Raw genomic sequence first — 16,361 nt, 5'->3', positions numbered from 1 at the left:
GCCACCACGATGGAGGGTGCAGTCGAAGGCCAGCGAGGCCAGCGATGGCCAGCGAAGGGGATGTCCATGGCGCAGGAAGTACGCACCCCGGCCGCCGGACCGGTGCCGGGCGAGGGCCGTAGCCACCGCACGGTGCTGGTCGCCATCGGGGCGCTGCTGCTCGGCATGCTGCTCGCCGCCCTCGACCAGACCATCGTCTCCACCGCCCTGCCGACCATCGTCAGCGAACTCGGCGGCATGGAGCATCTGTCCTGGGTGGTCACCGCCTACATGCTCGCCTCCACCGCCGCGACACCGCTGTGGGGCAAGCTCGGCGACCAGTACGGCCGCAAGAAGCTCTTCCAGGCCGCCATCGTCATCTTCCTCATCGGCTCCGCGCTCTGCGGCATCGCCCAGAACATGCCGCAGCTCATCGCCTTCCGCGCCGTCCAGGGCCTGGGCGGCGGCGGACTCATGGTGCTGTCGATGGCGATCGTCGGCGATCTCGTCTCGCCGCGCGAACGCGGGAAGTACCAGGGTCTGTTCGGCGCGGTCTTCGGTGCCACGAGTGTCCTCGGGCCACTGCTCGGCGGGCTGTTCACCGAGCACCTCTCCTGGCGCTGGGTCTTCTACATCAACCTGCCCATCGGCGTCGTCGCGCTCTTCGTCATCGCCGGCGTCCTGCACATCCCGGCGCACGGCACCCGGCACCGCATCGACTACCTCGGTACGTTCCTCATCGCCTCGGTCGCCACCTGCCTGGTCCTGGTCGCCTCACTCGGCGGCACCACCTGGGCCTGGGGCTCGGCGCAGATCATCGCCCTCGCCGTCCTCGGAGCCGTACTCCTCGTCGTCTTCGTCCTCGTCGAACGGCGCGCGGCCGAACCCGTCCTGCCGCTGAAGCTGTTCCGGATCCGCACCTTCACCCTCGTCTCCGTCATCAGCTTCGTCGTCGGCTTCGCCATGTTCGGCGCGATGACCTATCTGCCGACGTTCCTCCAGGTCGTCCAGGGCGTCACCCCCACGATGTCCGGGGTGCACATGCTGCCGATGGTGCTCGGCCTGTTCCTGACCTCCACCGGTTCCGGGCAGATCGTCGCCCGCACCGGCCGCTGGAAGGTCTTCCCCGTCGCCGGCACCGGCCTCACCGCCCTCGGGCTGCTCCTGCTCCACCAGCTCCACGAGACCAGCTCGACCTGGGAGATGAGCCTGTACTTCTTCGTCTTCGGCGCCGGTCTCGGCCTGGTCATGCAGGTCCTCGTCCTGGTCGTGCAGAACGCCGTGCCGTACGCGGACCTCGGCGTCGCCACCTCCGGAGCCACGTTCTTCCGCTCCATCGGCGCCTCCTTCGGAGTCGCCGTCTTCGGCACGGTCTTCGCCAACCGCCTCACGGACAAGCTGCGATCCGCGCTCGCCGGACAGCAGGTGCCGCCGGGCGCGGACGCCGACCAGCTAGCCGCCGACCCGCGCGCGATCGCCCAACTCCCGCCCGAGCTGCGCCCGTCGGTGCTGCACGCGTACGCGACCTCCATCACGGACGTCTTCCTGTACGCCTCGCCCGTCGTCCTGGTCGCGTTCCTCGTCGCCTGCTTCCTGCGCGAGGACAAGCTGCGTGGCTCGGTCACCGCGCCCGACACCACCCAGACCCTCGCCAGCAACCCCGTCGAGCGGTCCTCGTACGAGGAGTGCGCCCGCGCCCTGTCGGTCCTCGGCTCGCGGGAGGGACGCAAGGCGGTGTACGAGAAGATCACCCGCCGTGCCGGTCTCGACCTGCTGCCCGCCGCGAGCTGGCTGCTGCTGCGGATCAGGCGTCACGGCACGGTCGAGCCGGCCCGGCTCGCCGAGCAGACGTCCGTACCGCTGCGCGCCGTCACCGAGGCGTCGCGGCAGGTCGAGGAGCGCCGTCTTGCGCGCCGCGAAGGGCTCCAGCTGATGCTGACCGACGAGGGCGTGGAGGTCGCGGCCAGGCTGGCGAAGGCTCGCGAGGAGTCCCTCGCCCAGCTGCTCGGCGACTGGTGGAGCCCCGACCGGCCGACGGATCTGATCAAGCTCGTGGAGGAGCTGACCGCGGAGCTGAGCGGGTCGGACGACGAACGCCCCTACGGCCCGCCGCCGCCCCGCGACCACCACGCCTGACGGCCGCCGCCCCCCGGTAGGACCCCGGCCGCCTGCCCACACCTGGCCGACCGCTCACACCGCGGCTACGCCGGGCCGCCCGCTCACACCCGGGCGGCGAGCTCCTTCCCGTACCAGATCTCCATGTACGGGCCCTCGCAGTACGCGGGGATCTCCGCGTAGCCGTGCCGTGTGTACAGCGTCCGGGCCTCGATGAGGTCGAGCCGGGTGTTGAGGACCATGCGGCGGGCGCCGAGGCCCCGGGCCGCGTCCTCCAGCGCCCCGAGGAGCAGGCCCGCGCCGCCGGTGCCCCGGAACGCGGGGCGGAGGAACACCCGTGTCAGCTCGGCCCGTTCCGCGTCGAGCAGCAGCACACCACCGCAGGCCGCCGGCGATCCGCCGTACCGCCCGACGAGGAACTCACCGGTGGGCGGTGCGAGTTCCTCCGCGCCGTCGCCGGTGAGCCCTTCGTCCATCTCCGCCTCGGTCGCGGGGCGCCGCCAGTAGCGGCTCGCCACCTCGTCGTAGTAGTCACGGCGAAGGGCGGTCGCGTCGGCGGTGTCGTACCGCTCCGGGGTGATGATCCACTGCATGCGGGCATTGTGACCGGGTCTGGCCCGGCCACGCCCCTCAATTCTTCGGGCCGGCCTGCTGCACGACCTCGAAGGACCACAGCGTGGACGCGGACGCGGCCGGCTTCGGCCGCTCCCCGCCCTCGCCGCCGGGGCCGCCCTGACCGCCGCCCTGGTGGGCCGCCTTCATGGGGCCCTCCATCCACGCCTGGAAGTCCTCCTCGCTGCGCCAGCGGGTGTAGACGAGGTACTGGTCGGTGCCCTCTACCGGCCGCAGCAGCTCGAACCACTCGAACCCGTCGGACCCCTCCACGGCCCCCGCCCGCGAGGCGAACCGCTTCTCCAGGACCTCACGCTGCTCGGCCGGCACGGTCAGGACATTGATCTTCACGACGCTGGGCACATGACACCTCTCACCGAACGGGCGGGCCCACCTGGGCCCCTTCACGAGCAGTCTCTTACATCGGGCCGTCGAATCGGCGTGAGGACGAGTTGAGTTTCCTCCCCCGCTTCGTCCGTAGCAGTAGGAGCGGGGTCATGGACGCCGCGGAAGGCTCGACAGAGAGGCTCGACGAGGCTCGACCGAAAGGAACAGTTCGCATGGGTACGATCACCAATGGCCGCACCAGCAAGCCGTACGAGAACAGCAACGCCCCCGGGCTCGCCTGGCGCAAGGCGAGCCGCACGGACCTGGACCCCATCCTCAAGGACTGCGTGATCCTGGCCGTGGCACCCGCCGCCCTGGGCCATCCGCACCCTCACGTCCCGGACGGTACGCGCATGGTGGCGCTCTCGGACGACAAGGACCCCGACAGCCCGGTGCTCCTCTTCACCCGCGCCGAGCTCACCAAGTTCGTCCAGGGTGTCAAGGACGGGGAGTTCGACGACTTCCTGGCCACCGACGAGGAGATGGACGCCGCCTCCCTGGCGGCTGCGGTCTGATGCCGCCGGATCGCAGCCGCCGCCCCGGCCACCGTGGCCACGGCGGGGCGTCGTTCAGGCCCCTCAGGCCGCCGCTGCCGCGCGCCGGCGGACCCGCACGGTCACGAACGTCGCGAGCCCCGCCACCGCCACACCCGTCACGGTGAGCAGCCACGCCGGGAAGCCGCCGACCTTCAGCAGCCGGTCGCGGTAGATGGCGCGGCGGTAGGGGGTGTCCTCGGCGGTCGCGGTCAGTTCATGGTCGCCGTTGATCCGGGACGGCTCGGGGAAGTACTGCTCGACGGCGGTCAGGAAGGCCGGCTTCCCGCCGGTCAGGGCCGCGAGCGGGCTCTCCGGCTCCTCCGGCTCGACGGTCCCGGCGAACGTCACCTCCGGCGCCGCGCCGCCGATGCCGTTCTTCGGCTCCATGCGGTGCTCGGCGAGGACGTACAGGCCGAGCGACTGCGGGGACTTGGCCAGGCGGGAGAGTCGCATCGGGTATACCAGCCGGTCGCTGGCGAAGCGGATCTTCAGCGGATCGAGGGTGCCGCCGAGCGTCTGGCCCTGCTCCTTGGGGGCGAGGCGGACGGCGACGTACTCCCACTTCTGCTCGACGTACGGCTTCACCTCGGTGGCGAGCCGGTCCGGCAGTTCGAAGCCGTTCGCCTCCAGCCAGCCGCGCAGCGCCTCCGGGTCGGTGGCGGTGAGCCGGGCGACGTCGAAGGCGCCGAGGCGCTCCCGGCCGACGACACCGACCGGGGGCGCTGCGGCCATGGGCGGGGCGCCGGCCGAGGCGCCGTCGGTGTTGCCGGCGAAGGGCAGGTCGCGCCAGCGCGGCCAGAAGTAGTGGCGCGTCCGGAGCTCGGGCCGGGTCCGCCGGTAGAGGTCGCTGAAGAGGCGGTGGTCGCCGAGCTCGACGGTGGCCCGGCTGGGTACGGGCATGATCCAGGCCGCCCGCGGCGCGTTCCCGCCGACGGTGAAGCGCATCACGATCTGTTCCGTACGGCCGTCCCAGTGGACCACCGACGTCTCACGGTCGACGCCGAACCGGGTCGACGGGTCGGTGACCATGGCGCCGCAGCCGCAGGCGTACGCCGGGCTGATCAGCGACCCCAGCTGCATCGCCAGCAGCGCGAACACCAGTGTCAGGATTCTTTGTTTCCCCCGCATGACGGCTCAGACGCCGGTGAGGAAGATCCGGTTCCGGAACCTTGTGGAGGGGAGTCGCGGGAGGCGAGGGCGGGGCGTGGGGGTGAGGCCCCCGCCTCCCGAGCAGGGGGAGCGCTCCGGCGGCGCCGGTCAGCCGGGGACCCGGACGCGGAGCTCCTTGATGCCGTTGAGCCAGGCCGCGCGCAGCCGGCGCGGGTCGCCGACCGCCTCCAGGTCGGGCAGTGCGTCGGCGAGCGCGTTGAAGATGAGGTCGATCTCCTGGATGGCGAGGGACTTGCCGAGGCAGAAGTGCGGTCCGCCGCCGCCGAAGCCGAGGTGCGGGTTGGGGTCGCGGGTGATGTCGAAGACCTCGGGGTGCTCGAAGACCTCGGGGTCGTGGTTGGCGGAGGAGTAGAAGAGCCCGACCCGGTCGCCCTTCTTGATCTTCTGGCCGCCGAGTTCGGTGTCCTGGGTGGCCGTGCGCTGGAAGGACACGACGGGTGTGGCCCAGCGGACGATCTCCTCGGCGGTGGTGGCGGGGCGCTCGCGCTTGTACCGCTCCCATTCCTCGGGGTGGGTGAGGAAGGCGTGCATGCCGTGGCTGATGGCGTTACGTGTGGTCTCGTTGCCGGCGACGGCGAGGAGCAGGACGAAGAAGCCGAACTCGTCGGAGTTGAGGTTGCCTTCGCCTTCCGCCGCGACGAGCTGGGTCACGATGTCGTGGGCGGGGCACTCCTTGCGGGCGGCGGCCATGTTCATCGAGTAGCCGATGAGTTCCATGGCGGCGTCGGCGCCGACCTCCTCGGTGATCGCGTACTCGGGGTCGTCGTACGCGACCATCTTGTTCGACCAGTCGAAGATACGGGCCCGGTCCTCCTGGGGGACGCCGATGAGTTCGGCGATGGCCTGGAGGGGGAGTTCGACGGCGATCTGCGTGACGAAGTCGAAGGAGCCGTCGGCGGCGGTGTTTTCGCGCGCCTCCTCGACGATGCGGTGGGCGCGGGCGCGCAAGGCGGTTTCCAGACTCCGTATCGCCCTCGGGGTGAAGCCGCGCTGGACGATCTGGCGGACCCGGGTGTGCTCGGGCGGGTCCATGTTCAGCATGATCAGCCGCTGGACCTCGATCTGTTCGCGGGTGATGTGCTCGTTGAAGCGGATGACGGCCGTGTTGGCGGTGGAGGAGAAGAGCTCCGGGTGTGTGGAGACGTACTTGACGTCCGCGTGCCGGGTGACGGCCCAGTACCCCTCGTCGTCGAAGCCCGTGATGCCGCGCGGCTGGGCGCACCACCACACCGGAGCGGTCTGCCGCAGCTGGGCGAACTCCGGGAAGGGTATGCGGCTCTGGAGCAGATCGGGGTCGGTGAAGTCGAACCCGTCGGGGAGCGCGGGACAGGGCATCGGCGTCTCCAGTGTCTGACGGACCATCAGAAGGTGTCCGAAAGGTAGTAACGAGTTCTACAAGTAGCAAGAGCCGCAGCCGGAACTGTTGCGCGCGGAATGGCTTGTAGGGGCGTGCACAACCCTTGCGTACCGCGGGTAGCACTCATAAGACTGCACTCAGAACTAGAACGCGTACTAGTTCACCGCGCAGCGGGCGCCGGGACGCCCCCGCCGGTGTGCGAGGAGAGGACGAGCCCATGGCCGCGGAACCCGTCATCGTCGAAGCCGTACGCACCCCCATCGGCAAGCGCCACGGCGCGCTCGCCAACCTCCACCCCGCCTACCTCCTGGGCGAGACCTACCGAGAACTCCTCGGCCGGACCGCCATCCAGCCCGACTGCGTCGAGCAGATCGTCGGCGGTACGGTCACCCACGCCGGCGAGCAGTCCATGAACCCGGCGCGCAACGCCTGGCTCGCCATGGGACTGCCGTACGAGACCGCCGCGACGACCGTCGACTGTCAGTGCGGCTCCTCGCAGCAGGCCAGCCACATGGTCGCCAACATGATCTCCGCCGGGGTCGTCGACATCGGCATCAGCTGCGGGGTCGAGGCGATGTCCCGTGTGCCGCTGGGCTCCGGCTCCAAGCACGGCCCTGGGAAGCCCTGGCCGGACGAGTGGAACGTCGACCTGCCGAACCAGTTCGAGGCCGCCGAGCGGATCGCTCGCCGCCGCGGCCTGACCCGGGAGCGGGTCGACGCCCTGGGGCTGATCTCCCAGGAGCGGGCCGCCGTCGCCTGGAGCGAGGAGCGGTTCAAGCGGGAGACGTTCGCGGTCCAGGTCCCGACGACCGAGGAGGAGCAGGCCGCCGGACAGGGCATGTGGCGCCTGGTCGACCGCGACGAAGGGCTGCGCGACACGTCGATGGAGGCGCTGGCGGGGCTGAAGCCGGTCATGCCCACCGCCGTGCACACCGCCGGCAACTCCTCGCAGATCTCCGACGGGGCCGCCGCCCTGATGTGGGCGTCCAAGCGGATGGCCCGCGCGCTCAAACTGAAACCGAGGGCCAGGATCGTCGCCCAGGCCCTCGTCGGCGCCGATCCGCACTTCCATCTGGACGGGCCGATCGACGCGACCCGGGCCGTGCTCGGCAAGGCGGGGATGTCCCTCAAGGACATCGATCTGGTCGAGATCAACGAGGCGTTCGCGTCGGTGGTGCTGAGCTGGGCGCAGGTCTTCGAGCAGGACCTGGACGGGCTCACGAAGGTCAACGTCAACGGCGGCGCGATCGCCCTCGGCCATCCGGTCGGCGCGACCGGGGCCCGGCTCATCACCACGGCCCTGCACGAACTGGAGCGCAGCGACAAGGAGTTCGCGCTGATCACGATGTGCGCGGGCGGGGCGCTGGCGACCGGCACGATCATCCAGCGCCTGTGACGCCACGCACATGACCGCCTGTGAGGCCGCGCACATGACGCCGTCCCAGGGCATCACGCCCCGCGCGTGACGCCGTCCCGGACATGACGAAGCCCTGGTGGGCGACCTTCGCGGTCACCCACCAGGGCGTGTCGTCACATGCGGCGGCTTCGTACCGGCGGCTTAGTACCAGCCGTTGGCCTGCCAGAAGGACCAGGCGGCGTTCGGGCTGCCGTAGCGGTCGTTCATGTAGTCCAGACCCCACTTGATCTGGGTGGCGGGGTTGGTCTTCCAGTCGGCACCGGCGGTGGCCATCTTGGAGGCCGGCAGGGCCTGGACCAGGCCGTACGCGCCGCTGGAGGGGTTGGTGGCAGTGTGCTTCCAGTGCGACTCGTGCTCAACGATCTTGCTGAACGAGGCGAACTGGTCGGCCGGGACGATCTTCCGGGCGATCTCCTGCGGAGTCGCGGCCGAAGCCGGCGCGGTCGTGCCGAGCACCGCTCCCGAGGCGCCCAGCAGCACGGCTGCGGTGACGGCGACGGACTTCTTGCGGGTGGTGACACGAGCGGCGAGCGAGCGGAACACAGATCGACCTAACGTCGGGGACATTGGCTGTCGCCAGGCAAGCCGGAACCACACCAGGGGGTGGGGGAGTTGGCTGCCGGCACCACGCTGCGGCGGTGCCCGGCGACGTCATCCAGACAAGCAGGCCGGGAAGCCCGCTGCAACGACCCCTCTTACTAGCCCGCATCGCATCCCCGGCAAAGGTCCCAAGACGGGCATATTGCGCATATGTGCAGGTCGCGGGTCGATTTCCGGGCCCTCAGGGCCCCCTAAAAGATCTACTACTCCCCCTAGGGGAGGACTAAGGTCCTGTGGGGCGCCTCACCGTGCCGGGACCCTCCGCTGTGACCTGCGCCTCAGGGGCAGGGCCCTCAAATGTGACCTGGGCCTCGAAGTTGGCTCTCCTGGTCGCCCTTCGCAGCGCCTTCAGCAGCGTCCCGCCGACGGTCAGCGTCAGTACGACGGTCAGGGCCGCGCGCCCCAGATCCCAGCCCATCGAGGTCGCCAGGCAGTACGCCGCGAACCGGACCAGGTTCTCGTGGACCGGCTCGCCCGGCTGAAAGGCGATGCCCGTACCGATCCCCTGCAGCAGCACCCAGCCCTGCAGATTCATGACCGTGCCGTACGCGAACGCCGCCACGGCCCCGTACCCCGCCAGCATCAGCAGCTCGCCCCGGCCGCGCAGCCGCTCCGGGCCCGGCAGCAGCCCCGCGCCCATCGTGAACCACGCCATCGACAGCATCTGGAACGGCATCCACGGCCCGACCCCGCCCGTGAGCAGCGCGGACGCGAACATCGTCACCGCGCCCAGGACGAAGCCGAAGCCCGGCCCCAGGACCCGGCCGCTCAGCACCATCAGGAAGAACATCGGCTCCAGACCGGCCGTCCCCGCCCCCAGCGGCCGCAGCGCCGCGCCGACGGCGGCGAGGACGCCCAGCATCGCCACGGCCTTCGCGTCCATGCCCGCGTCCGCGATCGTGGCCACCACGACCGCGACCAGAAGCGGCAGCAGCGCAGCGAACAGCCACGGGGCGTCGGCCGCGTGATCCGTGACCGCGCTGTCACCGTCCGCGAGCAGCGGCCAGCCGAAGGCGACCACCCCGACCGTGGTGATCAGCGCGAGCGCGGCGGCAGAGCGCGGCCCGAGGCGCAGCGGCCGGGCGCCGCTCTTCCCGTCCGTCCCGCTCATCGCAGGGCCTCCCGGACCTGTCCGACGGTGAGCCACGGCCCCGGCGCGAGGATCTTCGCCACCTGCGGCGCGAAGGCCGGCGAGGACGTGACGACCTCCGCCGCCGGGCCGTCCGCCACGACCTCCCCGTCGGCGAGGATCACCACCCGGTGGGCCAGCTCGGCGGCGAGCTCCACGTCGTGCGTGGCGAGGACGATGCCGTGCCCCTCGGCGGCCAGCCCGGTCAGGATCCGCACCAGCCGGCCCTTGGCGGCGTAGTCGAGACCCCGCGTCGGCTCGTCGAGCAGCAGCAGCGGGGGGCGGCCGGTGAGGACGACGGCGAGCGCGAGCGTCAGCCGCTGCCCCTCGGACAGGTCCCGGGGATGCGTGTCGTCCGCCACGCCCGGCACCAGCTCCGACACCAGGGCCCGGCAGGTCCCCGGCGGGGCACCCGCGTCGGCGTCGGCGGCGGCGCACTCGGCGGCCACGGTGTCCGCGTACAACAGATCGCGCGGCTCCTGCGGTACGAGCCCCACCTCCCGGATCAGCTCCTGCGGCGCGGTCCGGTGCGGCACCCGTCCCCCGACGAGGACGCTGCCGGAGGTGGGCGCGAGCGTGCCCACGAGCGCGTTGAGCAGCGTCGACTTGCCGGCGCCGTTACGCCCCATGAGCGCGACGGTCTCGCCGGCCCGGACGCGCAGATCCACCCGCCGGAGCGCCTCGACGCGCCCGCGGCGGACGCCGAGGGCGTCGACGGCGAGGAGCGGGGAGGGGGTGGAGGTGGGTACGGGCGCCGGGGCGTCGGTGCGGCGTCGCCAGAACCGGGAGATCCCCCCACCCCGCCCCTTCCCGAAACCCTGCCGGGGCCTGGTGGGGGGCTCCTCGACGGGGGCTGCCGCCCCCGCGCCCTGCGGCGGGGTATTCAGCCCCGCCGGGGTTCGAAGCGTGGGGGGTCGGGGGCCCGGCCGGGGGTCGGTGGGCGCGGGCATGTTCAGCCCCGCCGGCGTTTGAGGCGCGGGGGTCTGGGGGCGGAGCCCCCAGTTACGGGAAGGGGCGGGGTGGGGGAGAAGCCCCGCAGGGCCCCCACCCGCCGTCGGCCCAGGCGCCGCGGGGTCGGACGCCGGCGGGGTTGAACCCCCACCCCGCCCCGCCGTCGGCCCCGCCGGCCCAGGCCCCGCCCCCGGCGCCGTCGGCCCGGACGCCGCGGAGCCGGACGCCGGCGGAGCCGAACAACCGGTCGGCCCCGTCGGCCCAGCCGCCGCGGGCGCAGGCGCGCGGCCCGCCAGGCGGGCGCGCAGATCCCCGGCGCGCCGCCGGGCATCCCGCACCGTCAGCGGCAGTGGCGACCACCCCGCCAGCCGCCCCAGGTCCACCACCGGCGGAAACACCGGCGACAGCGACATGATGTCGGCCGGTGGGCCCATGACCCCCTCCGGAAGGAGGACCACCCGGTCCGCGTACTGCACCACCCTCTCCAGCCGGTGCTCCGCCATCAGGACCGTCGTGCCCAGGTCGTGCACCAGCCGCTGGAGCACCGCGAGGACGTCCTCCGCCGCCCCCGGGTCCAGCGCCGACGTCGGCTCGTCGAGGACGAGGACCTTGGGGTGCGGGGTCAGCACGGAACCGATCGCGACCCGCTGCTGCTGCCCACCCGAGAGCGTCGCGATCGGACGGTCGCGGAGCTCCGCCAGGCCCAGCAGGTCGAGCGTCTCCTCCACCCGGCGCCGCATCACCTCCGGCGCGAGCCCCAGCGACTCCATCCCGTACGCGAGCTCGTCCTCGACCGTGTCCGTGACGAAATGGGCAAGGGGGTCCTGCCCGACCGTCCCCACGACGTCCGCCAGCTCCCGCGGCTTGTGCAGACGCGTGTCGCGGCCGTCGACCGTCACCCGGCCCCGCAGCGTCCCGCCCGTGAAGTGCGGCACAAGACCCGACACCGCCCCGAGCAGCGTGGACTTGCCGACCCCCGACGGGCCGACCAGCAGCACCAGTTCCCCCTCCGGCACCTCCAGGTCCACGGCCGCCAGCGTCGGAGCCGACGCGCCTGTGTACGTCACCGAGACGTTCTCGAACCGGATCACGACGACTCCTTCGGCACCGGGGCCACGAACGCGGGCACCAGGCCCACCAGTACGGAAAGCGCCGGCCACAACGGCAGCTGCGGCGCGGTCAGCGGGACGACCCCCGGGTGCAGGGCCCCCGGGTCGTACGCCGCCGCCCAGATCATCAGCGCGGCGACGGCCACGCCGGACCCGGCCACCAGCCAGGCGCGTACGCCCCACCGGTCGGGCCGGTAGCGGGTACGGACCGACCTGCGCCCACCGAGGGCGAGGCCGCCCGCCGCCGCCAGCAGACCGCCCACCAGCACCGGAAACCCGTACCCCGCTCCGGACGCCGCGAGCAGCCCGTACGAACCGGCGCACACCCCAAGCAGCCCGCCCAGCGTCAGCACGTTCGTCGTCCGCCGCACCGCCGCCGGGACCTCGGCCGTCCGCCCGTACCCCCGCGCGTCCATCGACGCGGCCACCGCGATCGACCGCTCCAACGCGCCTTCCAGCACCGGCAGCCCGATCTGGAGCACCGCCTTCACGCCGCCCGTCGGCCGCCCGCGCAGCCGCCGCGCCGTCCGCAGCCGCACCACGTCCGCGACCATGTTCGGCGCGAACGTCATCGCCACCACGACCGCGACCCCGGCCTCGTACAGCGCTCCCGGCAGCGACTTCAGCAGCCGCGCCGGGTTGGCGAGCGCGTTCGCCGCGCCCACACAGATCAGCAGGGTCGCCAGCTTCGCGCCGTCGTACAGCGCGAACACCAGCTGCTCGGCGGTGAACCGGCCGCCGATCCGCACCCCTTGCACCCAGTCGGGCAGCGGCACCTCCGGCACGGTGAAGAGCACATGCGTCCCCGGGATCGGCGAGCCGAGGGCCATCGTGAAGACGAGCCGGACCGCGACCACGAACAGCCCCAGCTTCACGAACGCGCCGTACGAGCGGGCCCATGGCGCGTCCGTGCGCCGGGCCGCCACCACATATCCCGCCACGCCCACGAGCAGACCGAGGAGCAGCGGATTGGTGGTGCGGGACGCGGCGGTGGCAAGCCCAAGCGCCCACAGCCACCAGGCCCCGGCGTGCAGGGCGTTGCTCCGGTTCGCCTCGGGGGCGCGCAGCGGGCGGAGCGTCGTCCCGGACGGGAACGCCATCAGCGCTGTCGGCGCCGGCGGGCCTGCCACAGCGCCCCGCCCGCGAGCGCGGCCACGGCCACGATCCCCGCGTACGCACCGACCGACGGGCCGCCGTCGTCGTTGCCGTCGGCGGCCGAGGCGGCGGGGGAGGGCGACGAGGCCGCCGGGGCGGACCCGGTCTTCTCCGCCACCTGTTCGCCGCAGCCCGTCCGCGGATATCCGGCGATCCCGCACAGCAGCGCCTGGTCGTTGTAGCGCAGCGGCTTGGCGACGGCCGCCAGCGCCTCCGCGGCGGTCGCCTCGGGCGCCACCTGCGCGCAGCCGGTCTTCGGCTCGGGCGGTGTCTCGCCCTTGGGCGCGTCGGCCGGGGCCCCGAAGTCGACGACGACCCCGACCCGCTTCATACCGTCCTTGGCCGGCACGGCGGCGCACAGGGCGGCGAAGTCGGGGGCGGTACGCGGCCGGGACGAGTCGGCCGAGTCCTCGCTGACGGAGAAGCGGTAGCCGGTGACGTCGCCGTCGGCCGGGCGGGCGGTGGCCGGGCCCTGCGTCGCGTACGCCCAGGTCCCGCCCGCGCCGCCCTGCCAGAACGACCAGTAGCGGTATCCGGCGGCCTGCGCCGGCCCGGCGCCGAGCCCGGTCAGCACGGCACCCAGGGCCAGCGCCGACAGGAGCCGGCGCGCGGCCCTCACTGCTGCTTCCCCTTGCGGCGGCCGCTGAGCAGGAAGCCCACGCCGACACCGGCGAGCAGGCCGATACCGACGATCCACCACACGTTGAAGTCCTCGTCCTCGGCGGTGTCGGGGCTGCCGGTGGGGGCCTGCGGCGCGGGCCCGGTGGCGTTCAGCTGCTCGACGAGGTCGGTGCCGCCGAAGTCACGGAGGTTGGCGCCCATGGCGTGCGCGGCGAAGACCAGCTGGGCGTAGGCGGCGGGGCCGTTCTCCTTCGCCCAGGCCGGGGAGTTCTTCTCCAGCCAGCTCAGTGCGGGCATGGCCTGGGGGCCGTGCCCGGCGGCGGCGAGGGCGACCACGGCGTCGGCGGTGTTGCCGAAGTCCGGCTTCGGGGTGGGGTCGGTGGCGCCGGGCATCGGCGGCTGGACGAGGTGGCCGGTCTTCGCGAGCGCGGTGGCGAGGTAGGAGGCGCCGTTGCGGGCGACCCGCTCGGCGGTGCGCTCGTCCATGTCCTCGCAGGTGGGCTTCTGATCCGGCTTCACACCACGGGTGTTCATCGGCTTGCCGAGCCCGGCGAGGGTGGCGGCGGCGGTGGCGTCGCCGTTGGCGAAGAGCTTGCCGGTCTTGTCGGGCTGGTAGGCGAAGGCGCCCGGGCCGTCCTTGTCGGCGCACGGCTTGGCGAAGGTGATCAGTGCGTCGTACGGGCTCTTGCCGGCCGCGGACTTCACGGCGCCCGGCTGCTGGCCGAGGGCGGCGAGGGTGCTGACGACGAGCGCGGTGGAGTTGGCGTCGCTGGGGCTGCCGGGGTTGTAGCCCCAGCCGCCGTCCTTGTTCTGCGCGCCCTTGAGCCAGCCCGCTCCGGCGGCGACGGCCGCGCTGACCGGGTGCACGGCCGGGCTCGGCCCGGCGGAGGCCGTGGTGGCGGCGGTCGCGGTCGCCGGGTTCCGCTCGATGCCGTTGAGCGCCTGCACGGCGACGGCGGTGGCGTTGACGTCCAGCATGGTGGCCGGGTCGCAGGTCTTGGCCGGGTCGGGGCGGTACGAGGCGAAGGCGCCGCTGCCGCACTGCTGGCCGAGCAGCCAGTCCACGGACACCTGGGCGGGCTTCACCCCGGCCGTCTGCTGGGCCAGGAACGCGAGGGACTGCCGCCAGACTCCGTCGTACGTCGGGTCCTTCGTGCCGTACAGGCCGGCCGGGAGCGTCGGTGTCGTCGGCTTCGGGGAGGGCGCGGCGGTCGCGGCGGGGGCGACGGCTCCGACGGCACCGGTGCACAGCAGTGCGGTGGCGACGAGCGTGGCGGCGCTGCGGCGGACGGTGGTCATGGCGGTGCTGGCCTCTCCTGCGGGGGCCGGGGCACCGGCACACGGAGGCACCAGGCTCCGGCTCCGTATACCTCGACGGTGCCTGCCCACCGGGCGGATCCCGGCGGACGCGAGCCGGTCACGTACCCGTGCGAGGCGTTCCGACTCACCGTCCCGTCGACTGCTGACTCCGACTGTCGACGACGGCTCACGGCTGCGGGGTCAGTGCCGGATTTGCACCGGCTTTCCCCCGTACGGGCAAGATGACGACTCGCACACTCTACCGGCCCGTACTCCGGGCGGCCGGGGGGATGCGAGGCGCCTCACACGCACCCCCGGCGGGACGTGACGGAACCACGCCGGGGGCGGGTTCGACCTGCTGGAGCAGGCGGCGCGGTTCCCCTCCGAGTCGGAGCGGCAGAGCGGCGCCCACCGGTGGGCGATGAACCACTGGTGGCGCTTCCCCGTGACCCTGGTGCCCATCGGCGCGATGGTCTGGCTGCACGTCTACCGGAAGCGCCTGATGGCCGTGCCGGTCGTCGGGGTGCGGCTGTGGTCGGCGGGGGTCGGTCTCTACTGGATCGCGCTGCTCGCGGGCACGGCCCCGCACGTGGCGTGGGTCATGATCGTGGCCGAGGACATGCCGTACGAGGCCGGCGACCACTTCCTCATATGGGTGGCCGTACCGATGGGCCTCGTGGGAGTGGTGGTGTCACCCGTCCTGCTGATCGCGTCGGTGCTCCGGATCGTGCGGGCGTGAGCCGCCGACCGTGAGCAGCCAGCAGGGCGCCCGGGCTCACACCGCCACGTACGTCACCGGGTCGGTGCCCGGCACCGCCTCCGCGCGGCCCAGCTTCACCAGCCGCCGCAGATGGGCCTCGGCCTCGCTGACCGCGATGTTCCTCGATCCGTAGGGGATCTGGTCCCAGGGCCGGTTCCACTCCATCCGCTCGGCGAGCTGCCAGGGGGTGAGCGGGGTGGCCAGCAGGGACAGCAGGCCGGTCAGCCGCTCCTCGTGGTGGCGCAGCAGCTCGCCGACCCGGCCGGCCGCGTCGGTGAAGGCGTGCTGGTGCGCGGGCAGCACCTCCGCCACGCCGAGCCGCCCGATCCGCTCCAGCGAGGCGAGGTAGTCGCCGAGCGGGTCGGTGACGGTCGCGTCGTCCGGGTCCTCGTACAGGCCGATGTGCGGGGAGATCCCGGGCAGCAAGTGGTCGCCGGAGAAGAGGCGGCCGTGGCCGGGCAGCCGGGCCGGGTGGTCCTCTTCCAGGTGCAGGCAGACGTGGCCGGGGGTGTGGCCGGGCGTCCAGATCGCGCGCAGCCGCCGCCCGGCCAGGTCGAGGAGTTCGCCGGGCACGATCTCCCGGTCGGGGAGGGCGGACCGGAGTCCGGGCAGTGTGCGCATCCGGCCGCCGGAACGGGCCGCCCGCAGCGGGGCGGTGTGCTCCGGCGGGGCGCCGACGGCCTCCAGCTTGCGCGCGAGGTAGTCGAGCCAGTCGCCCGGTTCGGAGGCGCGGGTGCGGCGGACGACGGCCGTGTCGGCGGCGTGCATGGCGATCCACGCCCCCGAGGCCTCCCGTACCTGGCCGGACAGCCCGTGGTGGTCGGGGTGGTGGTGGGTGATCACGACGCCGTGGATCTCGCCCACGGAGGTTCCGAGGGCGGTGAGGCCCCCGGTGAGCTCCTCCCAGGAGGCCGGATCGTCCCACCCGGTGTCGACGAGGACCGGCCCGCGGTCGGTGTCGAGGAGATGGACGAGGGTGTGTCCCAGCGGATTGTCCGGAATGGGCACCTTGATCGACCAGACACCGCCACCGTGCTCGACCACCTGGCTCATGGGCCCTCATCTCTCCACGACGGCACGGCACTTGCTCGGTACTTGCTCGGCCATTGCCCACTATAACTAGAACTGGTATCAGTTCTGATGCCCAGTCAGACACATAGCGGG

Annotated in this window: 15 protein-coding genes and 1 riboswitch; of the genes, 4 read left to right on the top strand and 11 right to left on the bottom strand. The window is 72.7% G+C overall.

Annotation, left to right across the window (positions count from 1 at the left end; all coding sequences use genetic code 11):
* The first annotated feature begins 66 nt into the window (after positions 1-66).
* On the top strand, positions 67-2,115 hold the full coding sequence (locus tag IEZ01_RS09990; protein ID WP_189201138.1) for an MFS transporter: 2,049 nt from the start codon (positions 67-69) through the stop codon (positions 2,113-2,115).
* 83 nt (positions 2,116-2,198) lie between these two features.
* Here the strand turns inward: IEZ01_RS09990 and IEZ01_RS09985 are convergent, their stop codons facing one another.
* Positions 2,199-2,687 (bottom strand): GNAT family N-acetyltransferase, encoded by a 489-nt coding sequence (locus tag IEZ01_RS09985; protein ID WP_189201136.1) that lies wholly within the window; start codon positions 2,685-2,687, stop codon positions 2,199-2,201.
* A gap of 37 nt (positions 2,688-2,724) precedes the next feature.
* Positions 2,725-3,069, bottom strand: coding sequence for an antibiotic biosynthesis monooxygenase family protein (locus IEZ01_RS09980; RefSeq protein ID WP_019885963.1), 345 nt, complete (start codon positions 3,067-3,069; stop codon positions 2,725-2,727).
* A gap of 197 nt (positions 3,070-3,266) precedes the next feature.
* Here IEZ01_RS09980 and IEZ01_RS09975 point away from each other — a divergent pair, with 197 nt between their 5' ends.
* The gene (locus IEZ01_RS09975) at positions 3,267-3,608 is read left to right on the top strand and encodes a DUF397 domain-containing protein (protein ID WP_019885962.1); all 342 of its coding nucleotides are present in this window, start codon (positions 3,267-3,269) and stop codon (positions 3,606-3,608) included.
* Between the two features lie 63 nt (positions 3,609-3,671).
* On the opposite strand, the gene IEZ01_RS09970 is transcribed toward IEZ01_RS09975, so the two are convergent.
* Together IEZ01_RS09970 and IEZ01_RS09965 are read right to left on the bottom strand one after the other, a co-directional pair.
* Positions 3,672-4,757 (bottom strand): DUF2330 domain-containing protein, encoded by a 1,086-nt coding sequence (locus IEZ01_RS09970; RefSeq protein WP_028797478.1) that lies wholly within the window; start codon positions 4,755-4,757, stop codon positions 3,672-3,674.
* A gap of 129 nt (positions 4,758-4,886) precedes the next feature.
* Positions 4,887-6,134 carry a cytochrome P450 gene (locus tag IEZ01_RS09965; RefSeq protein ID WP_019885960.1) on the bottom strand — a complete coding sequence of 416 codons (1,248 nt, stop codon included), beginning with the start codon at positions 6,132-6,134 and terminating at the stop codon, positions 4,887-4,889.
* A 239-nt stretch (positions 6,135-6,373) separates the two neighbouring features.
* Here IEZ01_RS09965 and IEZ01_RS09960 point away from each other — a divergent pair, with 239 nt between their 5' ends.
* Positions 6,374-7,552, top strand: coding sequence for a steroid 3-ketoacyl-CoA thiolase (locus tag IEZ01_RS09960; protein ID WP_019885958.1), 1,179 nt, complete (start codon positions 6,374-6,376; stop codon positions 7,550-7,552).
* Between the two features lie 162 nt (positions 7,553-7,714).
* Here IEZ01_RS09960 and IEZ01_RS09955 read toward each other — a convergent pair whose 3' ends face one another.
* From IEZ01_RS09955 to IEZ01_RS09930, 6 genes are all read right to left on the bottom strand, one after another.
* Positions 7,715-8,140, bottom strand: a complete 426-nt coding sequence (locus IEZ01_RS09955; RefSeq protein ID WP_189201134.1) for an aggregation-promoting factor C-terminal-like domain-containing protein — start codon at positions 8,138-8,140, stop codon at positions 7,715-7,717.
* Between the two features lie 256 nt (positions 8,141-8,396).
* The gene (locus IEZ01_RS09950; RefSeq protein ID WP_019885954.1) at positions 8,397-9,284 is read right to left on the bottom strand and encodes an ECF transporter S component; all 888 of its coding nucleotides are present in this window, start codon (positions 9,282-9,284) and stop codon (positions 8,397-8,399) included.
* The gene (locus IEZ01_RS09945) at positions 9,281-11,344 is read right to left on the bottom strand and encodes an ABC transporter ATP-binding protein (RefSeq protein ID WP_189201132.1); all 2,064 of its coding nucleotides are present in this window, start codon (positions 11,342-11,344) and stop codon (positions 9,281-9,283) included. Before IEZ01_RS09945 ends, IEZ01_RS09950 begins: the two co-directional genes overlap by 4 nt.
* Entirely contained in the window at positions 11,341-12,462 is a 1,122-nt protein-coding gene (locus tag IEZ01_RS09940; protein ID WP_028797477.1) for an energy-coupling factor transporter transmembrane component T, read from the bottom strand. Before IEZ01_RS09940 ends, IEZ01_RS09945 begins: the two co-directional genes overlap by 4 nt.
* Complete coding sequence (locus tag IEZ01_RS09935; RefSeq protein ID WP_019885949.1) at positions 12,462-13,136, bottom strand: SCO2322 family protein; 675 nt, start codon at positions 13,134-13,136, stop codon at positions 12,462-12,464. The genes IEZ01_RS09940 and IEZ01_RS09935 overlap by 1 nt, the downstream gene beginning before the upstream one ends.
* A complete protein-coding gene (locus IEZ01_RS09930) occupies positions 13,133-14,437 on the bottom strand; it encodes an SCO2321 family membrane protein (protein WP_189201130.1) in 1,305 nt (434 codons plus the stop codon). Before IEZ01_RS09930 ends, IEZ01_RS09935 begins: the two co-directional genes overlap by 4 nt.
* A 134-nt stretch (positions 14,438-14,571) precedes the next feature.
* Positions 14,572-14,665: riboswitch (cobalamin riboswitch) on the bottom strand.
* A gap of 217 nt (positions 14,666-14,882) precedes the next feature.
* On the opposite strand from IEZ01_RS09930, the gene IEZ01_RS09925 reads away from it, so the two are divergent.
* Positions 14,883-15,176 (top strand): hypothetical protein, encoded by a 294-nt coding sequence (locus IEZ01_RS09925; protein ID WP_189201128.1) that lies wholly within the window; start codon positions 14,883-14,885, stop codon positions 15,174-15,176.
* A gap of 36 nt (positions 15,177-15,212) precedes the next feature.
* Here the strand turns inward: IEZ01_RS09925 and IEZ01_RS09920 are convergent, their stop codons facing one another.
* The gene (locus IEZ01_RS09920; protein WP_019885944.1) at positions 15,213-16,250 is read right to left on the bottom strand and encodes a Strvi_7410 family MBL fold metallo-hydrolase; all 1,038 of its coding nucleotides are present in this window, start codon (positions 16,248-16,250) and stop codon (positions 15,213-15,215) included.
* Positions 16,251-16,361 lie beyond the last annotated feature (111 nt).

Source organism: Streptomyces purpureus (assembly GCF_014648195.1).
GTDB lineage: Bacteria > Actinomycetota > Actinomycetes > Streptomycetales > Streptomycetaceae > Streptomyces > Streptomyces purpureus.
This window is presented reverse-complemented; position numbering and strand designations above follow the sequence as displayed.